Consider the following 18,248-nt stretch of genomic DNA (forward strand, 5'->3'; position numbering starts at 1 on the left):
GATTGATGAATACGTCAGCACCCATTGCGCTGTCGGTGCGCAACATCCACAAATCGTTCGGTGACCATCACGTGCTCAAGGGCATTTCGCTCGACGCTCACGAGGGCGACGTCATTTCGATTCTCGGCGCGAGCGGCTCGGGCAAGAGCACGTTCCTGCGCTGCCTGAATCTGCTGGAGACGCCGGACGACGGCTCGGTCGCGCTCGCAGGCGAGGACCTCAGGATGAAGCGCCGCAGCGACGGCAAGCTGCAACCGGGCGACCGCCGTCAGGTCGACCGCGTGCGCTCGCAGCTCGGCATGGTGTTTCAGAACTTCAACCTGTGGTCGCACATGACCGTGCTGGAGAACCTGATCGAAGGCCCCATGCGCGTGCTCAAGCGCAGCCGCGCCGAGTCGGTCGAAGAAGCCGAGGCGCTGCTCGCCAAGGTCGGCCTTGCCGACAAGCGCGGCCACTACCCCGCACACCTGTCGGGCGGCCAGCAGCAGCGCGTGGCGATTGCGCGCGCGCTCGCGATGCATCCGAAGGTGATGCTGTTCGACGAGCCGACCTCGGCGCTCGACCCCGAACTGGTCGGCGAAGTGCTGCGCGTGATGCGCACGCTCGCCGACGAAGGCCGCACGATGCTCGTGGTCACGCACGAGATGGGCTTCGCGCGCCACGTTTCGAATCGCGTGATGTTCCTGCACCAGGGCCAGGTGGATTCGGATGGCACGCCAGACGAGGTATTCGGCGAACTGAAGTCGGACCGCTTCCGCCAGTTCGTGTCGAGCCACCAGGATCGCAACGCTCACTAAACCCGCACCACGCACTCCCATGGCCATCACCCGTACCCAGCATCCACTCGACTGGCGCGCGATCGCTAGCGTCGCCGCAGGCCAGCCGCTGATCCTCGGCGCCGATGCGCAGGCGAACATTCGCAGCGCCCGTGTGCTCGTCGAACAGATCGTCGCGCGCAGCATCCGTGCGTATGGCGTGAACACGGGCGTGGGCGCGCTGTGCGATGTGATCGTCTCGCAAGACGAACAGCACGACCTGTCGCACAACATCCTCATGAGCCACGCAGTGGGCGTGGGCGAGCCGCTAGGCGCAGACGAGACGCGCGCGATCATGGCTGCGGCCATCAACAACTTCGCGCATGGCCACTCGGGTGTGCGCCTCGAAGTCGTCGAGCGCCTTGCCACGCTGCTGGAGGCGAATTGCCTGCCGGAGGTGCCCGCGTTCGGTTCCGTCGGCTATCTGAGCCATATGGCGCACATCGCGCTCGTTTGCGTGGGCGCGGGCCATGTGCGCTGGAACGGCGAGCGCCTCAACGGCGCGCAAGCCCTGCAGCGGCTCGGCCTGCAGCCCCTGTCGCTCGGCGCGAAGGAGGGCTTGAGCCTCGTGAACGGCACGCCGTGCGTGACCGGGCTCGCGGCGCTCGCGCTTCACCGCGCGGAGCGCCTGCTCGACTGGGCCGACGTCGTGGCCGCAATGAGCTTCGAGAATCTGGGCGGCCAGATCGCGGCGTTCGACACCCGTTCGCTCGCGTTTCGTGTGTCGCCGGGCCTCGCCTGCGTGGGCGAGCGTCTGCGCGCGGCGCTCGCCGGTAGCGCGCTGCTCGAGATCTCGCTCGGGCGGCGCACCCAGGACCCGCTCAGCGTCCGCACGATTCCGCACGTGCACGGCGCCGCGCGAGACACGTTCGCGGCAACGGCCGAAGTCGTGAACCGCGAGCTGGCCTCGGTGACCGACAATCCGATCGTGGCCGGCACGCCGGAGTCGCCGCGTGTGTACTCGCAGGCGCATGCGGTCGGCGCCTCGATCGCGCTCGCCATGGACAGTCTCGCCACCGCGATTGCCCAGGTCGCGGCGATGGCCGAACGCCGCCTCGACCGTCTGGTCAACCCGCTCGTGAGCGGCCTGCCCGCCTTCCTCGCGCACGCATGCGGCACGCGTTCGGGCTTCATGATTGCGCAGTACACGGCCGCGTCGCTGGTCGCGCAGAACCGCCGTGAAGCCGCTCCCGCGAGTCTCGACGGCGGCGTGACATCGGGGCTGCAGGAAGACCATTTGTGCCATGCGACGCCGGCCGCGCTGAAGGCGCTCGCGGTCATCGAGAACAGCAACCGCATTCTCGGCATCGAACTGCTCGCTGCGGCACAAGCCTACGATCTGCAGCCGCTCGACGCGGCGCGCGCGCCCTATACGGACGCGCTCTACGCCAGCGTGCGCGCCACGCTGCCGACCTATCGCGACGACCGCCCGCTCTCCGACGACATGACTTTCGCGTTTCGCCTCGTTGCCGACGCCGCCCCGCCGCCGCTTCCCGGCCCGGCATGTGACGGCGCCGGGACCGTCTCGCGGGAAACGGAGCCAGACATGCCGCCAATCGCGCGCAATATGGCGGCCCCGGCGAGCAGCGCGGTTCCCGGCACTGTCGGCGTCTGAAGCGAGGTCAGGGATGAACGCGCCATCTTCGCTGATCGACAACTCGACGCAATCCGCGACAGCGCACAAGGTCGCTCCAGCGTATGAGCAGATCAAGCGCTACGTGCTCGATCGAATCACGGACGGGACCTGGAAACCGGGTGAGGCCATTCCGTCGGAGACGGAGCTCGTCAAGGAATTCGGCGTCGCGCGCATGACCGTGTCGCGCGCGCTGCGCGAACTGTCGGCCGAGCATGTGCTCAGACGCGTTCAGGGCGCGGGAACGTTCGTCGCCTCGCGCGACGTCGAATCGACCGTCCTCGAGGTTCGCAACATTGCCGACGAAATCGCCGCGCGGGGTCACCGGCACAGCGCGCGGGTGCTGACGCTGGGCACCAGCTCGAACGATCAGGCGATGGCCGCACTCGAGCTCGGCTGCGGTTCCGTGTTCCATTCGCGTATCGTCCACTACGAGGAAGACGAAGCGATTCTGTACGAGGACCGCTACGTGAACCCCCATGTGTTTCCGGGTTATCTCGAGCAGGACTTCACACGGGAAACACCGAATCACTACATGATGCGGCTCGCGCCGGTTCAACGGGCGGAGTTCCGCATCTACGCGCAAAAACCGGATGCGGACATACGACGCCATCTTTCGATGAATATTGGCGAGCCCTGCCTGCTGATGTGGCGGCGTACGTGGGTCGGCAGCGCCGTGGCGACCGCCGTGGAGCTCTGGCATCCCTCATCACGTTTTCATCTGGTCGGCAAAGTCTCGACCTAACCCCGGGGGTACCGCGCTCCTTTCCTCGCCGCGTTACGCAAAACAACGGGCGCAGCCGCGAAGTCGCGTGTGGAACGCTGACGTCGCGGACTGCGGGATTTAGCCTTCGCGTTGCTCTACGCTTTGCCCGGCTTCGCGCCCGCCTCGCGCGCCCGCGCGAGCACGTCGAGATTGCCCTCGCCGAAACCGTGGTGGCCGCTGCGCTGCACGACTTCGAAAAAGATCTCGCCGGGATGGCGTTTGACGAAGGTCTGGAAAAAGAGCCGCGGCACGCCGTCGTCGCCAATCTCGCCATCGATCAGCACATGGCGCTTGCGCAGCGCTTCGAGGTCCACGCCGTGGCCGGGCAAACGCGCATCCACGGTCTCGTAGTAGGCGGGCGGCGGTTCGACGAACTCCACGCCATTGGCCTTGAGCGCATCGACGCTCGCGAGGATGTCGTTGCTCGCAAGCGCGATGTGCTGCACGCCTTCGCCGGGATGCTCGGGCAGATAGTCGTGCAATAGCTGCGTGCGCCGCGTGCCTTCCTCATAAACAGGAATGCGCAGTTCGCCATCGGGCGACACCAACACGCGGGACTCCTCGGATACATGCCAGTTCGCGTTGATCTCGTGGATCTCGCGGAAATGCAGCAGGTCGCGATAGAAGTCGAGCCATTCCGCAATGCGCCCCGCTCCCACCGTCTGCGTGAGGTGGTCGACGCGCGTGAGACCGGTGCCGCCGTGATCGAGATCGGTATGCGCCGTGGCGACGTCGATGGGCCGGAAGTCGATGTCGAAGATCGAGATGTCGCCCACGCCGCCGCGCTGGCCGCCACGGCCGCGCCAGCGGTCGATGAAATAGAGGTGCGAATCGCCGATGCCCTGGATCGCCGGAATGTGCAGCTCCGCAGGCCCGAGGCGCTCGCCTTCGAACGCCCATGCGCCGAGCGAGATGGCATGCTCGAAGGCGCGCCTCGCATTGTCGACGCGCACACCGATCGCGCAGATGCCCATGCCGTACTCCTGCGCGTAGCGCGCGGCGAACGAGTCGGGCTCCGCGTTCAGCAGGAAATTCATCTCGCCCTGGCGGTAGAGGGTGACCGCCTTGCTCACATGGCGCGCGATCGCCTTGAAGCCGAACTGCTCGAAACGGCGGCCGAGGTCGGCGGGCTCGGGCGCGGCGAACTCGACGAACTCGAGGCCGGCCATGCCGAGCGGGTTGTCCGCCTGCGGCGGAGGATTAGCGGGGCTGGACATGCAATGGGCTCCTGACGCAAGCGCTGAAACGGATACTTCGCTGCCCCCGTTGCAGACTGCGCCGACGCGAATCTGGCAAATGAGGCAGGCCGATTTTAACCAGTTCGTTCATTTAGACGAAGACCGCCGTGCGCGGGCGGTCCGCGCGCGCCGCCCTATGCTGCGTCTCACGTTTAGCGCATATCGTGAATATCGCAGCATGGCACATGCGCAACAGTCTGGAGACAACTGATGACCCCAAGCCTCGACACCACCGGCTCGCCCGACGCCGCCCCTCTCGCGCCGTCGCGCAGCCAGGCCCGCAAGGCGGCGCTCGGCAGCTTCGTCGGCGCGGTCGTCGACTGGTACGACTTCCTGCTCTATGGCATCGTCGCCGCGCTGGTGTTCAACGTGGCGTTCTTTCCTCAGGTCGGCAGGACCATGGGCACGCTCGCCGCGTTCGCGACCTTCGGCGTGGGCTTCCTGTTTCGGCCGCTCGGCGGCGTCGTGTTCGGCCACTTCGGCGACCGGCTCGGCCGCAAGCGCATGCTCGTGCTGACCGTCATGATGATGGGCCTGTCCACCGTGGCCATCGGACTCTTGCCGACCTTTGCGACCATCGGCTGGTGGGCGCCCGTGCTGCTCGTCACGATGCGCGCGCTGCAAGGCTTCGCCGTGGGCGGCGAATGGGGCGGCGCCGCGCTGATGGCCGTGGAAAGCGCGCCGCGCGGCAAGAAGGCGTTCTATAGCAGCGGCGTGCAAGTGGGCTACGGCGTGGGCCTCGTGCTCGCCACCGGCCTCGTGGCGCTCCTGAGCCACCTGCTCGGCGACGCGGCGTTCCGCTCGTGGGGCTGGCGTCTGCCGTTCCTCTTCAGCGTCGTGCTCGTGCTCGTGGGCCTGTGGGTACGCTCGAGCATGGACGAGTCGCGCGAGTTCGTCGAGACGGTCGAGCACGGCCATCGCAAGCTCAAGATGCCGGTACTCGAAGCGCTCACGCGTCACCCTAAGGCCTTCCTGTATATCATCGCGCTGCGCCTGGCCGAACTCTTCACGATGTATATCGTGACCGCCTTCGCGCTGAGCTATTCGACCAGCAATCTCGGCATGTCGCGCGATCTGTTTCTCGGCATCGGCCTGTTCGTGGGCGCGCTGTCCTGCGTGACGATCCCCTGCTTCGCGTGGCTCGCCGATCGCCTCGGCCTGCGCCGCATCTATCTGATCGGCGCGTGCATCGGTCTCGTGAGCGCCGTGCCGTTCTTCCTCGCGCTCGAAGCGCGGGCCACGGTCTGGATCGTGATCTTCTCCGTGATGCTCGCGAACATCGCCCACGACATGGTCGTGAGCGTGCAGCAGCCGCTCTTCACCGAGCTGTTCGGCGCCGAGTACCGCTACAGCGGCGCGGGCGTGGGCTACCAGTTCGCGAGCGTGGTGGGCGGCGGCTTCACACCGTTCATCGCCGTGGCGCTGGTGGGCGTCGGCGGCGGTTCGTGGCACCTCGTCGCCGCGTACCTCGCGATTGGCTGCCTGATCTCGCTGATCGTGGCGGCGCGCATGAAACCGGAGTGAGCAGGAGCCGATCGCTCGCTCGCAAGCCGCAGGCGTTTGGTGCCTGCGGCTTTTTCCATTGTTTTGGCCACCGTGCAGCACAGGGTCTTGCACGCCGATGAAGAAACCGCCACTGGACCGGCGCGACTGGATCGCCGGGCTCGAAAAAGGCCTCGCGATTCTCGAAGCCTTCGACAGCGAGCACGCGCGCATGACGCCCACCCAGGCGGCCGAGCGCACGGGCCTCTCGCGCACCGCCGCGCGCCGTTATCTGCTCACGCTCGAATCGCTGGGCTATGTGTACACGGACGGCCGCCTGTACGGCCTCACGCCGCGTGTGCTGCGCGTCGGCTGGTCCTACTTCGATTCGGCGCGCCTGCCGCGCACCGTACAGCCTTATCTGCAGCAGCTGAGCGCGACGCTCAACGAATCGGCTTATGTGAGCGTGCTGGACGGCTGGGACCTCGTCGTGATCGCGCGCAATGGCGTGTCGCGCGTGATGACGACGGGTTTCGTGCTCGGCGCGCGCGTGCCCGCGCCGCTCATCTCGCCGGGCGTGGTGCTGCTCGCGCACGAGGCCGATCAGGACGCGGTGTCAGCGTGGCTCGATACGGTCGAGCTGTCGCCCTTCACGCCGCATACCATCACGAGCGGCGCGCGCCTGCGCGAGAAAATCGGGCGCGCCCGTGTGGACCGCTATGCGCTCATCGAGCAGCAGTTGCAGGTGGGCGTGCGCGGCATTGCCGTGCCGCTCAGGAATCGCAACGGCGAGGTGGTCGCCGCACTCAGCACCAACATGCCGATGGGCGAAGAAAGCCCCGAGGCCGCTCTCCAGCGCGTCCTGCCGCATCTGCAGGAAAGCGCGCTCGCCATGCTCAACGTGCTTTAACGCGGTGTTCAAACCACGGCTCACGAGCGCGTGAGCGCCGCATGATCGCCCGTCATGCGCGCGCTGCCCGCCACGGCGAGTCCCGCTGTGGCGAGCGTTTCGCGCGCATGCCCGCGTATATCGTCGACGGCATATTGCGCATCGGCGTTGCGCACCCATGCGCGCACCAGCAGGCGCGCGCCGCCGCCGGACGGGTAGCAGTCCACGGCGACCGTCGGCGCGAGCGTCGCGCCGTTCTGCACGCGCGGTTCGGCGCTCACCATCTCCTTGAGCTTGCCGATCGCCGCGTCCACCTGGTCGCGCCGCGCGAGATCGACCGTGACGTCGATACGCTGCGTGCCGCCGCTGCTGTAGTTGATGACGGGATTGCTCCAGATCTGGCTGTTCGGCACGAAGACGACATTGCCGTCGCCGCGCTCGATGCGCGTGGTGAACAGCCCCACCTCGCACACGATGCCCGCCGCCGCGCCGCTGCCTTCGATCACGTCGCCCGCGCGAAACGGGCGCAGCATCAGCAGCATGATGCCGGCGGCGATGTTTTGCAGCGTGCCTTGCAGTGCCAGGCCGATGGCGAGACCGGCGGCGCCCAGCGCGGCGAGGACGCTAGCCGTGGCGATGCCCACCTCGCTGAGCGCGGCGACGAGCGCAATCACGCGCACGGTCCACGCCGCCATGCCCGCGAGCATCGGCGCGAGCGTGGGATCGGCGTGCGAGTGCGCCAGCATGCTCGCGAACACGTGCGCCACGCGATTGGAAACCCACCAGCCGACCACCAGTATCAGCACGGCGACGATCACATTCATGACGTCGTGCGTCATCGTGGCGAGCAGCGAGGGCTGCAGATGGAAAAGGCGGTTGAGGAAATCGTCCATGATCGGGGATCAGATGGTTGCGATGGGGGCGAGGTGCGCGCATGGCGCACCCCATAGGACCCGGCAGCAGTCTGCATGCCCGTAAGCTTTGAAAGCCTCGGCTTCGCAACCCTTATCGATCCGGCACCATTGCGGCGCGACCAGGCCGCCATTGCTTGCGCCCGCAACGATCTCCTCGCCCTGCGACGCTAGAAGTCCACCGCATCGCGAATGATCGGGCACGTCATGCAATGGCCGCCGCCGCGCCCGCGCCCCAGTTCCGCGCCCACAATCGTCACGACCTCGATGCCGGCCTTGCGCAGCAGCGTGTTCGTATAGGTGTTGCGGTCGTAAGCGAAGACCACGCCGGGCGAGGTGCAAACGAGGTTCGCGCCGCTGTCCCATTGTGTGCGTTCACGCTGGTAGTCGTTGCCGCCCGCTTCCACCACACGCATTTTCTTGATGCCGAGCGCCGCGCTCACCACCTCGACAAAGGACTTTTTCTCCTGACGCAGTTCCACGCCCGCCGGTTGATCGCTGGGCCGGTACGTGAAGGTGCGCGTGCGTGCGAGGAAATCCGGCGCGATCAGCACGCATTCGCGATCGGCAAAGGTGAAGACCGTATCGAGGTGCATGGCCGCGCGAATTTTCGGCATCGCCGCCACGATCACCTGCTCGGCGGCGCCCTTCTTGAAGAGCGTGGCGGCGAGCTGGCTGATCGCCTGGCGCGAGGTGCGCTCGCTCATGCCGATCAGCACGGTCTTGTTGCCGATGGGCATGACATCGCCGCCTTCGAGCGTCGCCATGCCGTGGTCCTGTGTGGGGTCGCCCCACCACACGTTGACCTTGCCCGCGAAATCCGGATGAAACTGGTAAATCGCCGCGGCTAGAATCGTTTCCTCGTGCCGCGCGGGCCAGTACAGCGGATTGAGCGTCACGCCGCCGTAAATCCAGCAGGTGGTGTCGCGCGTGTAGATCGTGTTCGGCAGCGGCGGCAGCAGATATTCGGTGGACCCGGCCGCTTCGCGCACGACCTTGAGCGCCGCGCCGCCATGCGATTCGGGGAAATCGTGGATCGAGAGGCCGCCGAGCAAGGTCTCGGCCAGCTTGCGATCGTCGAGCCCTTCCAGATAGCTGCGCAGTTCGTCGATGAACCCCAGCCCGACCTGGTTCGGCACGATCTGGTTGTCGAGAATCCACTTCTTGCCTTCTGGCACGGCAACGGTTTCGGCGAGCAGGTTGTGCATTTCCACGACCTCGACGCCGCGGTCGCGCATCTTCGTGACGAAGTCGAAATGGTCACGCTTCGCGTTGTCGACCCACAGCACGTCGTCGAACAGCAGCTCGTCGCAATTGCTCGGCGTGAGACGCGAGTGCGCCATGCCGGGCGCGCACACCATCACCTTGCGCAGTTGCCCGACCTCCGAGTACACGCCGAGCGGGCGCTCGTCCTTCGCCTTTGTCTTGCCGCCCTTCGCGGCTTTCTCCGCCTTTTCTGCCTTTTCTGCCTTCTCTACCTTCTCTGCCTTTGCGCCCTTGTCACTCTTGCCACCGCCCTTCGCCTTGGACATATCGATCTCCGCTCGTTCTCGTTAGACCGCCATGGTGCCCGTGGCCAGCGCAACGACGCCTACGATGGCCGCGACGGCCGCCACGATGAAAATGACCCAGTCGCTCGTACGCTGGAAAACCTTCAGCTTGCGCTCGCGCCGCGCGAGGAAATACAGCACCGTGCCCGGTGCGTAAAGAATCGCCGACAGCAGGATGAACTTGAGACCGCCGGCAACGATCATGAACAACGTGTAGATCACGGCGACCGAGGCCAGCACGAGATCGCGCTTGCGCTCTTCTGGCCTTACCTCGTAGCTCTCGCCGCGGTTCGAGACCATGAACCCGTAGGCGGCGACGAACAGGTACGGAATCAGCGACATCGAACTCGTGAGGTTGAGCATCAGCGAGAACGCATCGCGCGAAAAATACGTGCTCGCGACCAGCAACTGCACGACGATGTTGGTGATCCAGAGCGCGTTGGCCGGCACGTTGTTGGCGTTCTCGCGCGCGAAAATGGCCGGCATGTCCTGATTGCGTGCCGCCGCGAACATCACCTCGGCGCAGATCAGCGACCACGCCAGATACGCGCCCAGCACGGAAACGATCAGGCCGATGCTCACGAAGATCCCTCCCCACGGACCGACCACGCTTTCGAGCACGGCCGCCATGGAGGGCTGGCGCATGCCCGCCACGTCCCCGCGCGGCAGTACGGCGAAAGGCAGCATGGAAACGAGCACCATGAGCGTGGTCACGCCGGCGAAGCCGAAGATCGTTGCACGCCCCACGTCCGTGCGCTCCTTCGCGTAGCGCGAATACACGCTCGCCCCTTCGATGCCGATGAACACGAACACGGTGACGAACATCGTCGCGCGAATCTGCTGGATGAGGCCGCCCTCCTGCGCCGCGGACTGGATGTTCAGGTGGAAGGTCCCGTATTTGAAGACGAAAAGGAGGATGACGATGAACACCACGATCGGTATGACCTTGGCGAAGGTCACGATGGTGTTGATGAACGCGGCCTGCTTCACGCCGCGCAGAATGAGAAAATGAAACAGCCAGATGCCGATCGACGCGACGACGATGGCCGTGACCGTATTGCCGTCGCCGAAAATCGGGAAAAATGCGCCCAGTGTGGACTTGATCAGCACCCAGTACGAAACGTTGCCGATGCAACTGCCGATCCAGTAACCGAACGCCGAGAGGAAGCCGGGGTAGTCGCCAAAGCCCTCTTTGGCATAGACGAACACACCGGCGTCGAGTTTCGGCTTGCGCTCCGCGAGCGCCTGAAACACGCGCGCGAGCGTGTACATGCCTACGCCCGCCACGAGCCACGCAATCGCCGCACCGACCGGCCCCGTTGCATTGGCGAAGGTCCGCGGCAGAGAAAAGATCCCGGCGCCCACCATGCCCCCGACTACCATCGCGGTCAACTGCACGCGACTCATCTTCTGCTCGGTATCGGCCATCGGTTTCCTCGCTTTTTGTTCGGGACTTCGCTTTATCGACAGATCAGCCACACCTGCGTTCACTTCATCGGGTCACGCGTACCGAGTTGTTGCCCATCAGCACACGCACACGGTCACCGGGGACGAACTGCTGATCCGCGTCCTGCACCACCGACATCAGTTGTCCCGAATCCAGACGCACGACGATTTCAAGGCCTTGCCGCTGCGTGACGCGCTGCTCCACGGCATTGCCTGCCGCGCCGCCCAGCACGGCGCCGCCGATGCCCGCTGCAACGGCGCCCGTGCCGCGCCCGATATTGCTGCCTGCCGCGATGCCGCCAAGCGCGCCACCGGTGATCGCGCCGATGCCCGTTGGGCCCGGCTGAATCGTGACGGCCCGCACGGTTTCGACGGTACCCAGTTCGATCACGAACACCTGCTGAGCCTGCGCCGGCGTGAAGACCGAGCCGGAAGTCGGCGCCTCGCAACCGCTAAGCGCAACCGAGACAGCCACGGAGCCAAGAAGTGTTGCAGCGAGATATCGCATGACATTCCCCCCTTAATGCGGCGCATTGCGGATTCGCCAATTCATTCGGCCTGTTTGCTAACGATTCCACGTAAAGTCATTAGCGAACATTTAGCCAAAATGTACCCGGTGAATTGCCTTTTGCCATCCATCCTCCGGACACCTGACGAACATTATGGAATACGATTCGCACATGATGTATTCAACGTGGCATTCGTTCGAGAATCGTTCAGCAATTCAATGTGGCGCGCATTTTTTATCCGCGATTTCCCGCGCTCGCATTACGACCGGACAAAGATCAGAAAAAGGCTCGAACATGAAATCGACGGATGACCAGAAATTGTCGCTGCCGGTCCTGACGGCCATGGTCGTGGGCTCCATGGTCGGCGCCGGCATCTATTCGCTGCCGCGCAACTTCGCGCTCGAAGCAGGCCCCGCGGCCGCCATCATCTCATGGTGCATTGCGGGAGGCGGCATGTATATGCTGGCCCGCGTCTTCCAACTGCTCGCCGAAATCCGGCCCGACCTCGACTCCGGCATCTTTGCCTATGCACGTGACGGCTTCGGCGGCTACGCCGGCTTTCTCTCCGCGTTCGGCTACTGGATGGCCGGTTGCTTCGGCAATGTCTCTTATTGGGTGCTGATCAAATCCACGCTCGGCGCATTCGTGCCGGCATTTGGAAACGGCAATACGCCGATTGCCATTGCAGTTTCGTCGGTCGGCATATGGGCATTTCACTGGATGCTGCTGCGCGGCATTCAGCAGGCCACGCTCATCAATGCGATTCTTACTGTCGTCAAGATTCTGCCCATTTTCGTTTTTATCGGCATTTTGAGCGTCTATGCGAGCGCGGAGCCATTCACGGACAATCTCGCGGAAAGCGCTCGAGGGCTTGCCCCGCAGGTCAAAGGGACCATGCTCGTGACGGTATTCGTGTTTCTCGGCATTGAAGGCGCAAGCGTCTATTCGCGCTACGCGAAAAAGCGCTCGGACGTGGGCGCCGCCACGATACTCGGCTTCGCCTTCGTGCTGTTGCTGCTCGTGCTCGTGACGCTGCTGCCCTACGCGCATCTCTCGCGCGTGGATATCGCCGTCATGCGGCAACCCTCAATGGCGTCGGTGCTTGGCGCCGTGATCGGCTCGCCTGGCGTCGTGTTCATCGGCGGTGCGCTCATCGTCTCCGTGCTCGGCGCCTACCTCGCATGGTCGCTGATCTGCGCGGAAGTGCTGTATGCCAGCGCGAAGGCGGACGCCATGCCAGCCATTTTCGCGCGCCGCAATGCGCGGCAGCTTCCCACCGCCGCGATCTGGCTCACGAGCGGCGTGGTACAGGCCTTCGTCATCAGCACCTACTGGTCCACCGACGCCTTCTCGCTCATGCTGCGCCTCACGAGCGCCATGGCGCTCATCCCCTACTTTTTCGTGGCGACCTTCGGGCTCAAGGCCATCCGCGCCCTGCCGCAATCGGCCATGAGCGCGCGAACGCGCACGCTGCGCTATGCCACGGCGGGCATCGCCACGATTTATACACTGTTCCTGCTTTACGCTTGCGGACTGGAACTGCTGGTCATGTCCGCGCTGCTCTATGGACCCGGCAGCCTGCTGTACTTGTGGGCGCGCCGCGAGCGTGGCGAGGCGTTTTTTTCCCGGCCCGAGTGGTGCGCGTTTCTCGTGGTGATGAGCGGCGGACTCGTCGCGATCGTCGGGCTGAGCACCTCGGCGTGGCGTTAGCCGCGCGCCACTGCGCCTGCCCGCATCCATCGGCCTCGTGACTGCGCTCGCCGCCATCCAAACGTTCCAAAGTTCGACAGTGAGGAACCATGCCTATCAGCTACGCGCTCCGCAAGGCGCGGCTCGAAGCGGTCGAGCAACGCACGATGAAGGTTTCCATTTACGTCGTGTGCCTCGGTTTCGCGGCCAACGTCGGCTATGGCTTCTTAGTGCAATCCGATACGCTGCTGCTCACCGCCATTTTCTATCTGCTCAATCTCGTGAGTTCCGCGCTTGGATTGCTCGTGGCCACCGTGGTGAGCCGGCCCGCGACGACTCGCTTCGAATATGGGTATTGGTTCCTCGAGCCGCTCGTGAACGGCATAAACGGGCTCATGATGCTGCTCGTTTGCGTTTATGGCTTCGTGAACGGGATTGAGGGGATTCGTTCGGGCGGCCACGTGGTGAATGCGCAAGGCGTCATGCTGATCAGCGCCGCGAGTTGCGTGATCAGCTTTGCCATGGTGGTCTATAAAAAGCGCGCGGCCGCGCAGATCAATTCCAAGCTGCTCAAAACCGACGGCTGGAAATGGATCATGAAATTCTCGTTCAGCGCAGCCACACTACTCGGCTTTTTCGTGTATTCGATATTGCCCGAAAGCCTTCACTATCTATGGGCGCGCTATGTCGACAGTGCAATGACCGCGGGGCTCTCACTGATATTTCTCTCCGCGCCAGTGAAGATCGTGAGCACGAGCTTTGCTGAATTGCTGCACATGAGCCCCGCCGAGAACAATCCGCGTTCGGAGATCCAGATGGCGCTTTCGAAGCTCGAACGCGAACTTGGCATCCTGCGCCATCACACACACGTCATCCAGGCGGGCCGGCGCAATTTTGTCGAAGTCAGCGTGCTCGTCGGCGCTACGTCCACGCTAAGCGATCTCGCCTCGCAGGACGAATTGCGCGAACGCATCTGGGAAACGCTCAGCGCGAATCCGCTGGAAAACCGGCTCGTTGTGCAGATTACCGCGGACCCGCGCTGGGAAGACGGACGCCAGCCTGGATAACGCGCGCCTCGCCAGAGCGCGCTCGAAGAAGGCGAGTATTCCGTGGCGTGTCCGGCTCCATCCTGGCGGCCACCGGAGACTTTGTCATCCGAACACGTCAGCGCGGCGACCGGGAATGGTCGATCGCTCCCGGCTGCGTTGGAACCGTGCCGACAGCAAAGCGCGGTGCCGCGTTCGCCACCAGAATCAGGGCGGCACCGGCCAGGCCGCTCGATACGTGCTTCAGCGCATGCCCCGCGATCACGTGGCGAGTGAGTTCCCACACCTGCCAGTCAAGGCTCTCGAAGAGCTTGGCCACCCCGTAGAAAACGATCACCATCGTCCAGCCGAATACGCTGTCCACCTTGCGTGTGAGCGTCAAGCCGACGATGAACATGAGCCCGCCGAACTGCAGGATCGCGTACGGCCATAGGCTGTTGAGGGCGAGCCAGTACTCGATCGTGCCTAGCGATACGGCAACCAGGATTAGCAACGGTACCCAGCCCACGCGCTGCCCGGTGTGCGACGTCCAGAGCATCGCCAGTATGCCGGCGAAGACGATCGTCATCGGCAGGCGGTCCCAGACGAGCGTCGCGTCGGAAGGTGCCCAGTGATAGTAGGCCGACCCGATTGCGGTTAGCACGAGCCCGAATCCGGCGACTACCATGCCGGGGAATTTTGGCGGCTGCCGCGACGCATTTCGTTTCGCCCAACCGAGGCAGGCGATCCCTGCCGCCAGAATGACGAGATTCGACAGCACGTCCGCGGCATGCGGTATCAAGCCCAGCGCGCGTTGGTCCGCGAAGTGGTGATACGACGCCGGCTGCGCCAGCGGCCATAACAGCTGCAACACCGTGCCCACCACGAAGAGCATGATGCTGCCAAGCAGCAATCGGGTCATGTTCACGGTGCTCGTCTCCGGGTATGACGCAACACTCAACAGGCGCTGGTGCTGCACAGGTACATCTGGCCGGCAGGTGGCCGCGGCGGCCCCATGCGAGCTTGCGCACCCTGCCCGTATCATCGGACAAACCAGGCTCGGTAACAAGGTTGGCTCGGTGTCCGGATGCTGTCGAGTCTTCCAGTCGAGTTGCTGTTGCAGCCGTCGGCTTACGGCTCGTCGTAATCATCGCCGGTCTGCTCCAGTTCCCTCAACGCTTCTGCGGGATCCTCCGGCTTCCCGGCAGCGGTCTCATGAGTACGCCTCGGTGAATCGACAACGGGAGGAGGCATCTTGCCGATGCCCTCGTCGATGCGTTGCAGGAGATACGGGAAGAACGGATTCGATGCAATCCGGAACATCGAGTCGAGCGTCAGAATCAACGTGCCGCGTTCTCCGCGCGGCGCGAGCGTACCAAGGTTGACATTGAAGTTCTCGTCGTCGCCCGGCTCGATGCCGTAGAGTGCGTCCGTCACGGGAAATGGAATCGCAACATGCGATAACGAAAAAATGTCCGGAGGATAGTCAATCTCCAAAGGACGAACGTGAGTTGCCACACTGCCGGCATCGACACGGCGTTCGACCGTATGAGCCGAATCCTGTGAGGCATTGGCAACGACCGTGGTGCGATAGTTCTGCGGCCCGATGCGCAGCAGCCGTGTGAGCGCCGAGTAGGACGCGACGCGCAGGAAGGTTCTGAAACTCACGCTGCGGTTCACATCGAACAACACGATTTCACTGCCGTTTGCGGGAAGCTTGTCATACAGCGACGACATGACAGCAGGGGTGCTGACCGTGAAATCGGTAACCGACTGGAACGTCAGCACGGGAGGGAGCGAATTCAACCGATTCTCACGCTCGAGCCTCGTCATCTGCTCCTGGATGGCGCTGGTAAGCAGCCAGGACTGACGCGCTGCGTTTACCGGGAACGAGTTGTATTTGAAGGGGTTGAATTCCGGCACGATGCCGAGCCAGGCGGCCCGCGCGAACGCGGGCAACATCGCGGGTAGTCCCACGAGGCCCGCAAACCGCGCGTAACGAGTGACTCCGATCATCGGCGAAATGAGCACGAGCCGGGTGGGACGCGTGAGCGCGGGGTTCTCGATGGCGTCCATCGCATATTGCAGGGCAAGCGCGCCGCCGTTCGAGAAGCCTATCAGTTCGAGCGGTTTGTCCGGGCCCACGCGCCGGCGCGCTTCGCGAACCGCGAGTCGCGTTGCTGCGGCCCATTCTTGCCATGTGACATGGGTCAGTCCCGCTGGCACGGTACCGTGTCCAGGCAAACGGATGGCGATCGCGACAAAGCCCCGGTCACGGTAGTTGCGCGCGATGTGCCGCAAACTGTAGGGCGAGTCCGTCATGCCATGCAGCAGCACCACCGCTCCAACCGGCGGTCCGGGAGGTTCCAGTATGTACGAGCGGTTCCAGTCCTGAGCGAAGTGCTCCGGATAGATCGGTGAACCTTCGTAGTATCGGTTCGACGGGACACGCTCGGATGCGTTGATCTTTTCGACGACGTTGACGCGCACATCCTCGAAAAGCCGCGACTCCTCCCGCATGTACGCACGCCAGTCGCCGGCGTCTATTTCTTCGACGGTCATCTCCCGCGGCACGTAGGTGTGCCAGGCGGATAGTTCCGGGCCGCGCAGCGAAGACCATGCCCGCACACCCAGTGCGAGTAACGCGAGCACGACCAGGATCGACACGCATATTTTTATTACCTTCAGCGACGTGCGTAGCATGGCTTTTCTCTTGGAAGCAACTTCAAAATACAGAGTGACCTTGAACTTCTTCTGCTGCGTATCCATTCGACCGGATGCTGCGTGATGCGTCGCCGGGTCCTATGTCTTTAAAGGCTGTGTCACCTGCCCTGCGAGGCATTGCCCTTTCGGTCGGCGCTCAGGGACACGAGCGTATGCGAATCGGCGATATCGACCCAGCCACCGCCCATGGCCTGATACACGCTGATCACCTGGTTATAGCGCGAGGCCTGCAAGCTGGCGAGGGCAAGCTCGGCGGAGAACAGGTCGTTTTCGGATATCAGCACTTCGAGATAGCCGATCAACCCGTCTTCGAACTTGAGCCGCGAGAACCTCGCATATTCGCGCAACGCATCGACGCGCTGCTGCTGAAGCGCGGTCTGCTCGATGGTCATTTGTGAGCTGACGAGCGCATTATTGGTGTCGTTGAACGCGCCCAGCACCGTCTGCCTGTAGACCAGTTCGGCCTGGCGCTTTTGTGCCTCGGCTGACTGCACCTGGCCACCAATCGCACCCGACGTGAAGATCGGCCCGGTCAGTCCTGCTGCGACCGACCAGAGCGAGGCGGGCCCGGAAAGGAAGTCGCCGAACGCAGTACTGACCGAACCCAGCGCCCCCGTCAGCGAGAGGGTGGGATAGTAAAGCGCACGCGTGGCGCCGACATTCGCATTGGCCGCGACCAGATTCTGTTCGGCCTGCAAAATATCGGGCCGCCGCTCGAGCAATGTCGAAGGCAGATCCGCCGGAATGACAGGAAGCACCAGCTCGCTCACCGACTTGCCTCGCGCAATGGGCCCGGGATTACGTCCCAGCAGAATGGAGATGCCGTTTTCCACGATGGCGATCTGCTGTTTGATGGCCGGTATCGCGGATTGAGCCAGCTTGTACTGCGAGCGCACCTGGGAAAGCTCCGTCTGGGAAACCAGGCCGTCGCGATAGCGCAACTCGAATATGCGTAATGTTTCGCCGAAGTTACTCGCCGTGGCCCGTGCGACTTCGAGTTGCCGGTCGAGCCCGCGCAGCGTGATGTAGCTGGTCGCCACGCCTGTCACCAGCGAAAGCACGACGCCCCGCTGGGCCTGTTCGCTGGCATAGACCTGCGCCTGCGCGGCTTCGGTCAGGCGTCTTACCCGGCCGAACAGGTCGATTTGCCAGGAAGCGGACAGCATGCCCTGATAGAGATTGAAGACGGGATCGAGCAAGGGGGAAAGCGGCGGCATCCCGACCTCGCTGGTCCGGTTGCGGCTCACGTTGGCGCCATAGCCGATCTGCGGGAGACCCTGCGAGCGCGCAGCGCGCAACAAGCCGATAAACTGGTCGATACGCGCCGCTGCGATACGCACGTCCAGATTGCCCTGCAGTGCGGTTTGAATCAGGTCGTTCAACACCGGATCGTCGAATTGCTCCCACCACGCCGTGTCCACGACTTCTTCAGCCGCGGGCAAATCGACCCGCCACGTTGCGGGCACCGCCACCTCGGGGCGACTGTAATCGGGCCCCACGCTAATGCAGCCGGCCAGGCAACTGGTAGCGGCGGCAAATATCGCAGCACGCGTCAGCGTTCTCATGACGTA

General features: G+C 64.0%; 15 protein-coding genes. 7 read left to right on the plus strand and 8 right to left on the minus strand.

Annotated elements, in window-relative coordinates; genetic code table 11:
• Window positions 1-5: 5 nt before the first annotated feature.
• From AB4Y42_RS36480 to hutC, 3 genes are read left to right on the plus strand one after another with little or no spacing between them, the layout of a single operon-like run.
• Window positions 6-797 carry an ABC transporter ATP-binding protein gene (locus tag AB4Y42_RS36480; protein ID WP_368696899.1) on the plus strand — a complete coding sequence of 264 codons (792 nt, stop codon included), beginning with the start codon at window positions 6-8 and terminating at the stop codon, window positions 795-797.
• Between the two features lie 19 nt (window positions 798-816).
• Window positions 817-2,430, plus strand: a complete 1,614-nt coding sequence (hutH, locus tag AB4Y42_RS36485; protein ID WP_368696900.1) for a histidine ammonia-lyase — start codon at window positions 817-819, stop codon at window positions 2,428-2,430.
• A 13-nt stretch (window positions 2,431-2,443) separates the two neighbouring features.
• Window positions 2,444-3,193, plus strand: a complete 750-nt coding sequence (gene hutC / locus AB4Y42_RS36490) for a histidine utilization repressor (protein WP_368686756.1) — start codon at window positions 2,444-2,446, stop codon at window positions 3,191-3,193.
• 116 nt (window positions 3,194-3,309) lie between these two features.
• On the opposite strand, the gene AB4Y42_RS36495 is transcribed toward hutC, so the two are convergent.
• Window positions 3,310-4,431 carry a 4-hydroxyphenylpyruvate dioxygenase family protein gene (locus AB4Y42_RS36495; RefSeq protein WP_368696901.1) on the minus strand — a complete coding sequence of 374 codons (1,122 nt, stop codon included), beginning with the start codon at window positions 4,429-4,431 and terminating at the stop codon, window positions 3,310-3,312.
• A 231-nt stretch (window positions 4,432-4,662) separates the two neighbouring features.
• Between AB4Y42_RS36495 and shiA the strand changes: the two genes are divergently transcribed.
• Together shiA and AB4Y42_RS36505 are read left to right on the plus strand one after the other, a co-directional pair.
• The gene (shiA, locus tag AB4Y42_RS36500; protein WP_368696902.1) at window positions 4,663-5,976 is read left to right on the plus strand and encodes a shikimate transporter; all 1,314 of its coding nucleotides are present in this window, start codon (window positions 4,663-4,665) and stop codon (window positions 5,974-5,976) included.
• A gap of 97 nt (window positions 5,977-6,073) precedes the next feature.
• Entirely contained in the window at window positions 6,074-6,844 is a 771-nt protein-coding gene (locus AB4Y42_RS36505; protein WP_368696903.1) for an IclR family transcriptional regulator C-terminal domain-containing protein, read from the plus strand.
• Between the two features lie 20 nt (window positions 6,845-6,864).
• Here the strand turns inward: AB4Y42_RS36505 and AB4Y42_RS36510 are convergent, their stop codons facing one another.
• From AB4Y42_RS36510 to AB4Y42_RS36525, 4 genes are all read right to left on the minus strand, one after another.
• The gene (locus tag AB4Y42_RS36510; protein WP_368686753.1) at window positions 6,865-7,716 is read right to left on the minus strand and encodes a mechanosensitive ion channel family protein; all 852 of its coding nucleotides are present in this window, start codon (window positions 7,714-7,716) and stop codon (window positions 6,865-6,867) included.
• Between the two features lie 188 nt (window positions 7,717-7,904).
• Window positions 7,905-9,266 (minus strand): arginine deiminase, encoded by a 1,362-nt coding sequence (gene arcA / locus AB4Y42_RS36515; protein ID WP_368696904.1) that lies wholly within the window; start codon window positions 9,264-9,266, stop codon window positions 7,905-7,907.
• A 21-nt stretch (window positions 9,267-9,287) separates the two neighbouring features.
• Window positions 9,288-10,712, minus strand: a complete 1,425-nt coding sequence (locus AB4Y42_RS36520) for a basic amino acid/polyamine antiporter (RefSeq protein WP_368686751.1) — start codon at window positions 10,710-10,712, stop codon at window positions 9,288-9,290.
• A 64-nt stretch (window positions 10,713-10,776) separates the two neighbouring features.
• Window positions 10,777-11,238 carry a hypothetical protein gene (locus AB4Y42_RS36525; protein WP_368696905.1) on the minus strand — a complete coding sequence of 154 codons (462 nt, stop codon included), beginning with the start codon at window positions 11,236-11,238 and terminating at the stop codon, window positions 10,777-10,779.
• Between the two features lie 295 nt (window positions 11,239-11,533).
• Here AB4Y42_RS36525 and AB4Y42_RS36530 point away from each other — a divergent pair, with 295 nt between their 5' ends.
• Together AB4Y42_RS36530 and AB4Y42_RS36535 are read left to right on the plus strand one after the other, a co-directional pair.
• A complete protein-coding gene (locus AB4Y42_RS36530) occupies window positions 11,534-12,949 on the plus strand; it encodes a basic amino acid/polyamine antiporter (RefSeq protein ID WP_368696906.1) in 1,416 nt (471 codons plus the stop codon).
• 89 nt (window positions 12,950-13,038) lie between these two features.
• Window positions 13,039-13,995: a cation diffusion facilitator family transporter gene (locus AB4Y42_RS36535; protein WP_368696907.1), complete on the plus strand. Its 957-nt coding sequence runs from the start codon at window positions 13,039-13,041 to the stop codon at window positions 13,993-13,995.
• Window positions 13,996-14,092: 97 nt separating this feature from the next.
• Here AB4Y42_RS36535 and AB4Y42_RS36540 read toward each other — a convergent pair whose 3' ends face one another.
• From AB4Y42_RS36540 to AB4Y42_RS36550, 3 genes are all read right to left on the minus strand, one after another.
• On the minus strand, window positions 14,093-14,875 hold the full coding sequence (locus AB4Y42_RS36540) for a hypothetical protein (protein WP_368696926.1): 783 nt from the start codon (window positions 14,873-14,875) through the stop codon (window positions 14,093-14,095).
• 209 nt (window positions 14,876-15,084) lie between these two features.
• On the minus strand, window positions 15,085-16,656 hold the full coding sequence (locus AB4Y42_RS36545; protein WP_368696927.1) for an alpha/beta hydrolase: 1,572 nt from the start codon (window positions 16,654-16,656) through the stop codon (window positions 15,085-15,087).
• A gap of 119 nt (window positions 16,657-16,775) precedes the next feature.
• Complete coding sequence (locus AB4Y42_RS36550) at window positions 16,776-18,242, minus strand: efflux transporter outer membrane subunit (protein ID WP_368696908.1); 1,467 nt, start codon at window positions 18,240-18,242, stop codon at window positions 16,776-16,778.
• Window positions 18,243-18,248: the final 6 nt, after the last annotated feature.

Source organism: Paraburkholderia sp. EG286B (assembly GCF_040965655.1).
GTDB lineage: Bacteria > Pseudomonadota > Gammaproteobacteria > Burkholderiales > Burkholderiaceae > Paraburkholderia.

What these genes read in the sequence shown, in the direction of transcription:
- AB4Y42_RS36480 (WP_368696899.1), top strand. Translation starts at nt 6, where the DNA reads ATGAATACGTCAGCACCCATTGCGCTGTCGGTGCGCAACATCCACAAA.
- hutH (WP_368696900.1), top strand. Translation starts at nt 817, where the DNA reads ATGGCCATCACCCGTACCCAGCATCCACTCGACTGGCGCGCGATCGCT.
- hutC (WP_368686756.1), top strand. Translation starts at nt 2,444, where the DNA reads ATGAACGCGCCATCTTCGCTGATCGACAACTCGACGCAATCCGCGACA.
- AB4Y42_RS36495 (WP_368696901.1), bottom strand. Translation starts at nt 4,431, where the DNA reads ATGTCCAGCCCCGCTAATCCTCCGCCGCAGGCGGACAACCCGCTCGGC.
- shiA (WP_368696902.1), top strand. Translation starts at nt 4,663, where the DNA reads ATGACCCCAAGCCTCGACACCACCGGCTCGCCCGACGCCGCCCCTCTC.
- AB4Y42_RS36505 (WP_368696903.1), top strand. Translation starts at nt 6,074, where the DNA reads ATGAAGAAACCGCCACTGGACCGGCGCGACTGGATCGCCGGGCTCGAA.
- AB4Y42_RS36510 (WP_368686753.1), bottom strand. Translation starts at nt 7,716, where the DNA reads ATGGACGATTTCCTCAACCGCCTTTTCCATCTGCAGCCCTCGCTGCTC.
- arcA (WP_368696904.1), bottom strand. Translation starts at nt 9,266, where the DNA reads ATGTCCAAGGCGAAGGGCGGTGGCAAGAGTGACAAGGGCGCAAAGGCA.
- AB4Y42_RS36520 (WP_368686751.1), bottom strand. Translation starts at nt 10,712, where the DNA reads ATGGCCGATACCGAGCAGAAGATGAGTCGCGTGCAGTTGACCGCGATG.
- AB4Y42_RS36525 (WP_368696905.1), bottom strand. Translation starts at nt 11,238, where the DNA reads ATGCGATATCTCGCTGCAACACTTCTTGGCTCCGTGGCTGTCTCGGTT.
- AB4Y42_RS36530 (WP_368696906.1), top strand. Translation starts at nt 11,534, where the DNA reads ATGAAATCGACGGATGACCAGAAATTGTCGCTGCCGGTCCTGACGGCC.
- AB4Y42_RS36535 (WP_368696907.1), top strand. Translation starts at nt 13,039, where the DNA reads ATGCCTATCAGCTACGCGCTCCGCAAGGCGCGGCTCGAAGCGGTCGAG.
- AB4Y42_RS36540 (WP_368696926.1), bottom strand. Translation starts at nt 14,875, where the DNA reads ATGACCCGATTGCTGCTTGGCAGCATCATGCTCTTCGTGGTGGGCACG.
- AB4Y42_RS36545 (WP_368696927.1), bottom strand. Translation starts at nt 16,656, where the DNA reads ATGCTACGCACGTCGCTGAAGGTAATAAAAATATGCGTGTCGATCCTG.
- AB4Y42_RS36550 (WP_368696908.1), bottom strand. Translation starts at nt 18,242, where the DNA reads ATGAGAACGCTGACGCGTGCTGCGATATTTGCCGCCGCTACCAGTTGC.